We start from the raw sequence: 9,510 nt of genomic DNA, 5'->3' as shown, positions 1-9,510 counted from the left end.
CGCGGGAATCAATACGGACGATGCTGTTGACGTAAATGCCGGGGGTCACGATGTTCTCCGGGTCCAGCGCGCCGGTGGGCACGATCTCGGACACCTGCACGATGGTGTGCCTGGCGGCGGCGGCCATGATCGGGCCGAAGTTCCGGGCGGTCTTGCGGTAGACCAGGTTTCCGACGCCGTCGGCCTTGAGCGCCTTGATCAGCGCGATGTCGGCGTGGATGGGGGTTTCGAAGACCTGGCCGCGGCCGTCGATGATGCGGGTTTCCTTGCCCTCGGCCAGCATGGTGCCGTACCCGGTAGGGGTGAAGAAGCCGCCGATGCCGGCGCCGGCGGCGCGGATGCGTTCGGCGAGGTTGCCCTGCGGCACCAGCTCCAGTTCGATCTGCCCGGCCTTGTATTTGGTGTCGAAGTGCCAGGAGTCGGACTGCCGCGGGAAGGAGCAGATCATCTTCCGTACCCGGCCTTCCTTGATCAGCAAAGCGAGGCCCTGGTCGCCCTGGCCGGCGTTGTTGTTCACCACGGTCAGGTCGGTGGCACCGGACTCCAGCAGCGCGTCGATCAGTTCGAAGGGCTGGCCGGCGTTGCCGAACCCGCCGATCATCACGGTGGAGCCGTCCTTGACGGCCGCGACGGCCGCCCCGGCCGTGTCAACGAAATTCAGCATCGCCTACGCCTTTCCAGTAGAAGCAGTCACGTTTTCAAGCACGACGGCCAGGCCCTGGCCGACGCCGATGCAGATCGCCGCGACACCCCAGCGCTGCCCGGAGGCCTGCAGGGACCGGGCGAGGGTCCCCAGGATCCGGGTGCCGGAGGCGCCCAGCGGGTGGCCCATGGCGATCGCCCCGCCGTGGCGGTTCACGATTCCCGGGTCGATGCCCCAGGCGTTGATGCACGCCAGGGACTGCGCCGCGAACGCTTCGTTAAGTTCGACGGCGCCCACCTGGTCCCAGCCGATGCCCGCCTTCGCGAGGGCCTTGTTCGCCGCCTCAACGGGGGCGAAGCCGAAGAACTGGGGATCGTTGCCGTGCGCACCGCGGCCGGCGATGCGGGCCAGAGGTTCCAGGCCCAGGATCGATGAAGCAGTCTCGGACCCGATCCAGGCCGCGGACGCGCCGTCGGACAGCGGCGAGGCGTTCCCGGCGGTGACCGTTCCACCCTTCGTGGTTCCCGACGCGGCATCGTCAGCCTCGGCACGGAACACCGTCTTCAGCCCGGCGAGCTTCTCCGCCGACGAACCCGGACGAATGCCCTCGTCGCGGACCAGGTCGGTGCCCGGGACCGGGGCCACGAGGTTGTCGTAGAACCCCTCGTCCCACGCCGCGGCCGACAGGTTATGCGAGTTCGCGGCGAACTCGTCCTGCTGCGCCCGGGTCACGCCGTATTTCTCGCGCAGACGCTCGGTGGCCTCGCCCAGGGAGATGGTCCATTCCTTCGGCATCGCCTTGTTCACCAGGCGCCAGCCCAGCGTGGTGGACGCCAGGGTCATGTCCCCGGCCGGGTACGGCTTCTCCGTCTTCGGCAGCACCCACGGCGCCCGGGACATCGATTCGGCACCGCCCACGAGGACCAGGTCGGCGTCGCCGGCATTGATCTGCCGGGACGCGATGATCGCCGCGTCAAGCGACGAACCGCAGAGCCGGTTGACCGTGGTGCCCGGTATCGAGACCGGCAGACCAGCCAGCAACGTGCCCATCCGGGCGATGTTGCGGTTCTCCTCGCCGGCACCGTTCGCGTTGCCGAACACCACCTCATCGATCCGCTCCGGATCAAGCTGCGGGGCGCGCTTCACGGACTCGCCGATCACATGCGCAGCCAGGTCATCCGGGCGGACGGCGGCAAGGCCGGAGCCGAACTTCCCGAACGGCGTGCGCACGGCATCGTAAACAAAAGCCTGGTTCATGGTTCTTCCTTCGTTGGCGCGAAAAGAGGTTGCGGGATCTAGTCGGCCGCTGGCTTACGGGGCGTCGGCTGGTACGCCAGGAACTTCCAGGTTTCGTCCTCCTTGACCCATACCGACAGGGCACTGTTGGCAAGGGTCTTATGGGTTCCGTTGACAGTGAGGTCTGCGTTCATCTGGCCCAATACGAGTGCGGTGTCCCCGATCAGGACGATGTCTTCGATGGGGTGGTCGATTCGGTGGTACCTGTAGAACCCTTTGCGAAGCTTTTCCAGGTAGCTGCTCAGCGTGTCCCGGTCGCCCAGCGAATGGGTGTACACCAGATGCTGGTGGCAGAGGTCTTCGAAGGCGTCGTAGTCACCATCAACTACGGCTTGGTAGCGCTTTGCTTCCAACGTTTTGATCTGGTTTTTCTCGGCTGCGGTGGCGTTATCCACGGAGCGCTCTCCTTGCTTGAGGTGTTTGGGACATTAGGCAACCAGTCCTGCATCCATGCCAGCTGTCCAGGGCCAACGCGCTTCTTCACGCCGTTGCACCGGCCTCGGTATAGAAGGCCGCGTCGGTGCTGATGTCTCTTGGCGCCAGTCTCATTCCAAAGTAATTGACAGCAAGTCACTGCGTCAACTGTTAGTTTACATTCGTGCGGTACGGAGTGTGGCTGAACCTTGGGACTTCCCAGCGGGTGAACTCCTCGCGTGTCCGGTGATTCCAAGGCAATCAGGCGCTTATCACAGCCGTGGATTTGAGGCTCTCGGTTTACAGCGGAGGGTGACTGTAATCTTTTACTTGACAGCTGTGTGTTGAATCACTTAACGTCGTCCTCGAACCATTTCAAGGGAATGAGGTCAACGTGGTCCTTAGTACCGAGGTTCTGCTTTCTGTGAGCAGGATCAGCAAAAGCTTCGGTGGGGCGAAAGCGCTCAATGATGTTTCGGTCGATTTCCGGGCCGGTGAAGTGCACGCGCTGCTGGGGGAGAACGGCGCCGGAAAGAGCACCCTCGTCAAAGTGATAGCCGGTGTTGTGACAGCCGATTCGGGGGAGGTGACCTTTCCGGGCGGCTCAGCCGATGTCGCCATGGTGTTCCAGGAGCTCTCGGTGATTCCCGAGCTGTCCGTTCGGGACAACATGGCCCTGAGCATGCGGCGGACGTCAGGCCTTCTGGTGCGCAGGGAAAAACTGCAGGAGCAGATGCAGGCCGCACTGGCTGCCGCGGGTCTTGAAGACCTGGACCTGGACATGCCGGTGGAGGCAATGCCGCTGGCCAAACGTCAGCTGCTTGAGATCGCAAGGGGCCTCGTCGCCGATGCGCGGACCCTGATCCTTGATGAGCCCACCGCCACCCTGTCTGACATTGAGATCGCACGCGTCCATGAAGTCGTCAGGTCGCTTGTCGCTGGCGGGCGGTCGATTGTTTACATCACCCACCGCATGGGTGAAGTGTTTCGGCTGGCCGACCGGATCACCATCATGCGCTCCGGCAGTGTGGTGGCCAGCGGCCCGACAGCGGATTTCACCATGGATTCGGTCGTCACGCACATGCTGGGCGAAGAACACACTGCGGGGGAGCCAATCCACGTCAGGGAAAGCTTTGCCCCGGAAAACCGCCGGAAGCTGACCGTCCGGGGGCTGGCCTCGGGGCACCGATTCTCTGACGTCTCGTTCACGGCGCACGCAGGGGAGGTCACCGCGCTCTTTGGCCAGATAGGCTCCGGCGCTGATGACGTTGTCCGGGCCCTGGTCGGTCTGGTCCCCGTGAGCGCCGGCAACATTCAATTGAACGACGAGCCGCTGTCGTCCCTGACAAGGCCGAAATCGCAGAAGCATGGCATTGCCTACGTTTCCGCGGACCGCGTTCTGGAAGGCGTCTTCCTTAGCGGCAGCGTCGCTCAAAACGTCAGCTCGGGCGCGCTGGCAGGCGTCAGCCGGATGGGCACTATCAGGGCAGAGCTGGAAACGGCCCTTGCCCGCGCCACTGCCACGAAGGTGGCCTTCGACCCGGCACGGATCCGGGTCCCGGTCGGGTCCCTGAGCGGCGGCAATCAGCAGAAAATTGCCATCGGCAGGGCCTTGGCCACGCAACCCGACGTCCTTGTGCTGAACGAGCCGACACGTGGCGTGGACATCGGGGCCCGCGCGGAAATCTATCGCGCACTCCGCCAGCTTTCCGCGAACAACGTCATCGTCATTGTCTATTCGAGCGACATTGTCGAGCTCCGCGAACTGGCCGACCGCGTCATCACGATGTTCCGCGGCCAACCTGTCAGCAGCAAGCCGACAGCGGACGTCACGGACTCCCAGATCCTTACCGAAATACTGCACGGAGCCAAAGCATGAACACCAAAATTGCGGCAAGGTCGACGCAACAAAATTCGTCTGTGACTTCGAAACCTGTCGCTGAAAGCATCAAACGGATCACGGCGGACAGCTCAACCATCATCGCGGTGACCACCGTTCTGCTGTTCATTCTGGCGTGCGTCTTCGTCAGCGAATTTGCCACGGTCACCAACCTCAGGGCCCTGTTCCTCTCAGTTGCCCTGGTGGGAATTGCCGCTGTCGGCCTGAGCATCATCACCATCGTCGGCCGGCTCTTCGCACTCTCGGTCAGCGCGATGGTGGCGGTGTCCACCATCGTCTTCGCCTCCCTCCTTCACACCGGTCCGTGGACTGCCATGGGGGCCGCCGTCCTGTTCGGGGCCCTCGCCGGTGCCGTGCAGGGGTTCTTTGTGGGGCGCCTGGGTACTGACCCGATTGTCACAACCATCGCGGCCGCAGCGATCCTCATCGGCTTCGCGCAGATCATGACCGATGGGCGAAACGTCCAGGGCGCCGGGGACGCCAGCATTTTTGGGCTAACCATCTTCGGCGTCATCCCTGTCCAGGTGCTCGCGTTCTTCGTCCTCACGGTCCTTGCCTGGTGGACGCACCGCTATACCGTGCTGGGCCGGCGGGTAACCCTGGTGGGCCTGAACGAAAAAGCAGCCCTCGTATCAGGAATGCGTGCATGGCCCGTGGTGCTGTTCGCCTTTGTCGCCTCAGGCGCCCTGGCGGGCCTGGCCGGCGGTCTGCTGTCCTCCGAATCCGGCCAGGGAAACCTCCAGCTGGGCGGGACCTTCGGCTTTGATGCCATCACGGCCGTCGTCGTCGGCGGTGTCAGCGTCAAAGGCGGAACAGGAAATCCGCTCGGCGCCGCCACCGGGGCTATCCTAGTCGGCCTGCTCGGCAATGCACTGGTCCTGCTCGGGCTCAGCTACGACGTCCAGCTCATCTTCAAGGGCGTCCTCGTCCTCCTGGCCGTCGTGGCAACCGGCATCGCATCCAACCGTCAATCAGGAAGAAAGCGCTGATCCCGTGGTTAGACTCTATTGGCACTTCCGGACTCTGCTGGCATGGTCGCTGGCAGTCCTCGCATTCATCGCCTTCACGGTGACCAATCCGGCCTTCATCAACCCCGGAAACCTCTACTCGCTCCTGCAGTCGTTCGCCGTGCTGGCCCTGGTTGCAACCGGACTGGCGATTGTGATGATCGCGGGCGAATTCGACCTGTCCATCGCTGGAAGCATTCCGCTGGCCGCCCTCATCGCGGTCAAGGTGGGAGAAGCTGCGGGGGTGCCCTTCGGCGTCGCCGCCGCCATCGCGGTCGCCGTGGGCGTTGGAGTTCTCAACGGTTGGCTGACCGCCCACTACAGCGTGCCCTCGCTCGCTGTCACTGTTGGAACGCTGGTCCTGACCATTGGCCTGGGTTTCGCCGTCGCTGGCGGGAAGATCGTCACCCTTACCGATTTTGAGCCCGGACTCTGGCTTGACCAGGCCATCGCTGAGACCATGTCGCCCCGCGCCCTGATATTCGTGGTCCTTGTCGTTGCCGCGGGCTGGCTCATGGCGAAGACGTGGTCAGGCGTGAAAATCCGTGCCGTCGGAAGCGACCGCCAGCGCTCATCCGCCTCAGGCCTCCCGGTTACCCGTGTCCTGATTCTGGCGTTCGTCGTTTCCGGCCTGTTCGCCGGCGTTGCCGGCGCACTTCAGGGACTGACCCTGGCCTCAGGCGCCCCGGGATCCGATGAAGCGACTCTTTTGCAGGCCGTCACCGCAGCAATCATCGGCGGAGTCGCGCTGACCGGAGGCAAAGGAAGCATCGCCGGTGTCGCCGCCGGAGCTATGCTGCTCGCTGTGGTCGGCAACGGGCTCAGCCTCCAAGGCACCTCCACTGCCATCATCCAGCTCATCAACGGTGGCATTCTCCTCCTCATTGTCGTCATCGACCGTCCACTGAACCGCATCGTCAACAAGTCAGTGGAAAACACCATGGCGGCATCCAAGCACCCCGTACCAACCACCCACTAAAGGACTCCCAATGAAAACCACCTCAATGAAGAGACTGGCCGTCGCCCTTTCCCTGACCTCTGCGCTCTTCCTGGCCGCCTGCGGTTCCACTCCGGCCGCAGCCCCAAACGCCAGCGGCGGGTCTACCGACGTCAAGGGCAAGAAGGTCACCCTGCTCACCGTCGCCCAGAGCTGTGATTACTGCGCCAAGCACACCGAAGAATTCAAGAAGATCGCCGAAGAGGCAGGTGTACAGGTCACTGTCGTGGTCAACGACTTCAACGCGGCCGAGCAGGCACAGCAGGTCAACCAGGCCATCAGCACACACCCTGATGCAGTCGTGCTGTGGCCGGCTGACGCCACCGCCATCATGCCCTCCCTGCAGCGGCTCAAGCAGTCCAAGATCCCTGTCGTCGTAACGAACTCCCACCCACAGTCCGACGACGAGAGCCTCTGGACCACTTTTACCGGCCCCGATGATTACGCCAACGGCCAGGAAGCCGCCAAGGCCATGATCGCCGGCTTCAAGGCCAAAGGGTTCGGCGACAGCGGCTCGGTCGCCATCGTCGAGGGCGTTCCCGGCACGCCGCCGGCCATCAATCGCACGAAGGGCTTCAAGGACGAGCTGGCAAAGTCCGCCCCTGGGATTACCGTTGCCGGTGCACAGCCTGGCAACTGGGACCAGACCCAGGCCACATCCGCCGCGGCCAGCCTGATCACCCAGTTCGGAAACAAGAACCTTCGCGGCATCTACGCTCAGGCGGACAACATGCTTGCCGGCGCCATCGTCGCCGCAGACAGGGCAGGACTGAAGTCCTCCGATCTGGCCATGGTCGGATCCAACTGCTCCATCGAGGGCTACACCGGCATCGAAAAGGGTGTCCAGTACGCCTCGGTGCTGCAAAGCCCCATCGAAGACGGCGAGTTCGCAGCCAAGGCAGTCATCGACGTCTTGGGCGGCAAGAGTGTTGAGAAGAACCAGTACCTCACGCCCAAGACCATTACCAAGGCCAACCTCGCCGACTGCGCCGCAGCAGTGGGCAAGTAACGGAGGACCTCATGACTGACTGGACACTGACCCTTCCCGACCACGTCATCGTTACAGGCACCGCCAGCGGCCTGGGCCTGGAATGCGCCAAAGCGCTCCTGGCGGCAGGCAGCCACGTCTTCGGCGTGGATCTCGGCGAAAGCCCCGCGGACCTGGCGGACCACCCGCGGTACCGGCACATCGTCGGTAACGTGGCAGACGAGGTCACGTGGAAGAAGGCGGCGGCGACGGCCACCGCAGAGTCCAACGGTTCCCTGGGGCTGATCGCCGCCGCAGCAATTCTCGGCGTCGGCACGCTTGAGGAGGAAACCCTGGAGTCCTGGAGGCGGACGTGGGAGGTAAACGTCCTCGGCAACGTCATCGCCCTCAAGACCCTCCTGCCGCACCTGCAGAAGGCAGAGCACGCCTCAGTCGTGGTGGTTACCAGCGTGGACGCGCATTTCGCCGAGCAACAGCTGGCCTCGTATGCGTCCTCCAAGGCCGCCCTTACGGGAGCTGTCCGGACCATTGCCCTGGACTACGCCCGCACCGGCATCCAGTTCAACCTGCTGGCACCGGGGCCTATGCGGGCCGGACTGTTTGAAAGGCACCTGGCCTCGGCCAGCGACCCGGAAAAATTCCTCGCCACCCGACAGGCACGGCAGCCCCTCGGGCGCATCACAGGAGCGGACGAAGTCGCGAATTCGGCACTTTTCCTGCTCTCCAGGGAGTCATCAGCAATCTTCGGCACCACGGTCGTCGCAGACGGGGGCCTGACGACAGGTTTTGATTTCAGGACAGGGACCGAAGGTTCCTCCGCCCAACACAACTAAGCACTGCAACAGCGCACACCGAAAGGTACATCTCATGGAACTGGAACTGACCGGTAAGAAGGCCATCGTGACAGGTGCCGCCCAGGGCATCGGGCGTGCAATCGCACTTCTGCTGACCGCCGAAGGGGCCACCGTGGCAGCCCTGGACATCGACAAAACGGCCCTCACCGAGCTTGAAGAACTGGCGGCGGACAATCCGGGCCGGGTGGTCCCCTCCGTCGTGGACTTCACGAACGGGGAGGCCACCACCAACGCCGTCGCTGAGGCCATCAGCCAGCTGGGCGGCCTCGACCTGCTGATCAACAACGTCGGCTCCGGGGCGGTCCGGACCTTCGAGCAGATCTCAGATGAAGACTGGCAGCGGACGATGGAGCTGAACTTCATGAGCTACGTGCGCACCATCCGCGCCGCACTGCCTGCGCTCCGTGAATCACCGGCGCCGTGCATCGTGAACAATGCCTCAGATCTGGCCCGCCAGCCCGAAGCCCAGCCTGTTGACTACGCGGCAAGCAAGGCGGCAGTGCTGGCACTGACGAAGTCCATTGCCCGCGCCGAGGGGCCGAAGATCCGTGTCAACGCCGTCGCTCCCGGGCCCATCTGGACGCCGTTCTGGACCAAACCGGGCGGCTTCGCTGACACGCTTGCCACCGTGCACGGCATGGCCCCGCAGGCGGCGGTCGAGCACGAAATGAAGCTGCGTCAGCTGCCGCTTGAACGGCTGGGCACTCCGGAGGAAGTGGCACGCATCATCGCCCTGCTCTGCAGCCCCGTCACCAGCTTCGTCACCGGCTCAGTCTGGGGCGTGGACGGCGGCAGCATCCGCGGACTCATCTAACTTCAGCACGCCCCGGACCGGAAGGAAGTTCACATGCCTGCACCGCATTCTTCAGACGAACAGGACATCCTGGCCCTCGAGGACCGCCGTTACGAGGCAGTGCTCAGGGCAGACTTCGAGGCCTTCGCTGACCTCTGCCACGAGGAACTCGTCTACGCACATTCCAACGGGGAACGCGATGACCTGGGCAGCTACATGGACAAGTGCCGGCTGGGTATGTACGTCTACCACCGCATCGATCATCCGGTGGAACAGGTCAAGATCATCGGCAATGTGGCCCTCGTGATGGGCGAAATGCAGGCCGACCTGACAATCAGGGGGACGCGCACTTCGTTGGACAACACAGCCTTGGCGGTGTGGGTCCGTGCCGGGTCCTCGTGGCGGCTGCTGGCCTATCAGCCAACACCAAAGCCCGGACAGGTTGTGATCGGGCAGGAAGGCAAAACGGCCTCCGCTGGCTCAGCTGCCTAAGGGTGTACCAGGCCCGTGTAGAACCAAAGGAGTGCCGGCGACAGACGTCGCCGGCACAAGTTTTGTTGTATAAGCGGGAAACGCGGGGTGTCCGGGGCGGGTGGAGTGCCCGCTCACCAAAAACCC

At 63.7% G+C, this 9,510-nt stretch carries 10 protein-coding genes; 7 read left to right on the top strand and 3 right to left on the bottom strand.

The annotated features are described in order from the left end of the window. The 3 genes from AC5RWD_RS22810 to AC5RWD_RS22800 all read right to left on the bottom strand — a co-directional run. A partial coding sequence (locus AC5RWD_RS22810; RefSeq protein ID WP_494022205.1) for a 3-oxoacid CoA-transferase subunit A occupies positions 1–664 on the bottom strand: 664 nt, incomplete at its 3' end. Positions 665–667: 3 nt separating this feature from the next. Then, positions 668–1,900, bottom strand: a complete 1,233-nt coding sequence (locus tag AC5RWD_RS22805; RefSeq protein WP_494022204.1) for a thiolase family protein — start codon at positions 1,898–1,900, stop codon at positions 668–670. A gap of 38 nt (positions 1,901–1,938) precedes the next feature. Further along, the gene (locus AC5RWD_RS22800; RefSeq protein ID WP_494022203.1) at positions 1,939–2,334 is read right to left on the bottom strand and encodes a nuclear transport factor 2 family protein; all 396 of its coding nucleotides are present in this window, start codon (positions 2,332–2,334) and stop codon (positions 1,939–1,941) included. A 443-nt stretch (positions 2,335–2,777) separates the two neighbouring features. On the opposite strand from AC5RWD_RS22800, the gene AC5RWD_RS22795 reads away from it, so the two are divergent. Genes AC5RWD_RS22795 through AC5RWD_RS22765 form a run of 7 tightly spaced genes read left to right on the top strand, consistent with a single transcriptional unit; the run spans position 2,778 to position 9,384 of the window. After that, a complete protein-coding gene (locus AC5RWD_RS22795) occupies positions 2,778–4,232 on the top strand; it encodes a sugar ABC transporter ATP-binding protein (RefSeq protein ID WP_494022202.1) in 1,455 nt (484 codons plus the stop codon). A 41-nt stretch (positions 4,233–4,273) separates the two neighbouring features. Next, entirely contained in the window at positions 4,274–5,242 is a 969-nt protein-coding gene (locus AC5RWD_RS22790; RefSeq protein WP_494022201.1) for an ABC transporter permease, read from the top strand. A 4-nt stretch (positions 5,243–5,246) separates the two neighbouring features. Continuing rightward, a complete protein-coding gene (locus AC5RWD_RS22785; RefSeq protein WP_494022200.1) occupies positions 5,247–6,239 on the top strand; it encodes an ABC transporter permease in 993 nt (330 codons plus the stop codon). Positions 6,240–6,249: 10 nt separating this feature from the next. After that, positions 6,250–7,266, top strand: coding sequence for a sugar ABC transporter substrate-binding protein (locus tag AC5RWD_RS22780; protein ID WP_494022199.1), 1,017 nt, complete (start codon positions 6,250–6,252; stop codon positions 7,264–7,266). 11 nt (positions 7,267–7,277) lie between these two features. Beyond that, positions 7,278–8,078 (top strand): SDR family NAD(P)-dependent oxidoreductase, encoded by an 801-nt coding sequence (locus tag AC5RWD_RS22775; RefSeq protein WP_494022198.1) that lies wholly within the window; start codon positions 7,278–7,280, stop codon positions 8,076–8,078. Positions 8,079–8,112: 34 nt separating this feature from the next. Next, the gene (locus AC5RWD_RS22770) at positions 8,113–8,913 is read left to right on the top strand and encodes an SDR family NAD(P)-dependent oxidoreductase (RefSeq protein WP_494022197.1); all 801 of its coding nucleotides are present in this window, start codon (positions 8,113–8,115) and stop codon (positions 8,911–8,913) included. 33 nt (positions 8,914–8,946) lie between these two features. Beyond that, a complete protein-coding gene (locus tag AC5RWD_RS22765) occupies positions 8,947–9,384 on the top strand; it encodes a nuclear transport factor 2 family protein (protein ID WP_494022196.1) in 438 nt (145 codons plus the stop codon). Positions 9,385–9,510: the final 126 nt, after the last annotated feature.

This window comes from Arthrobacter sp. CMU6 (assembly GCF_059090205.1).
The sequence above is the reverse complement of the archived record's forward strand: the minus strand, read 5'-3'. Positions and strand labels throughout refer to the sequence as shown.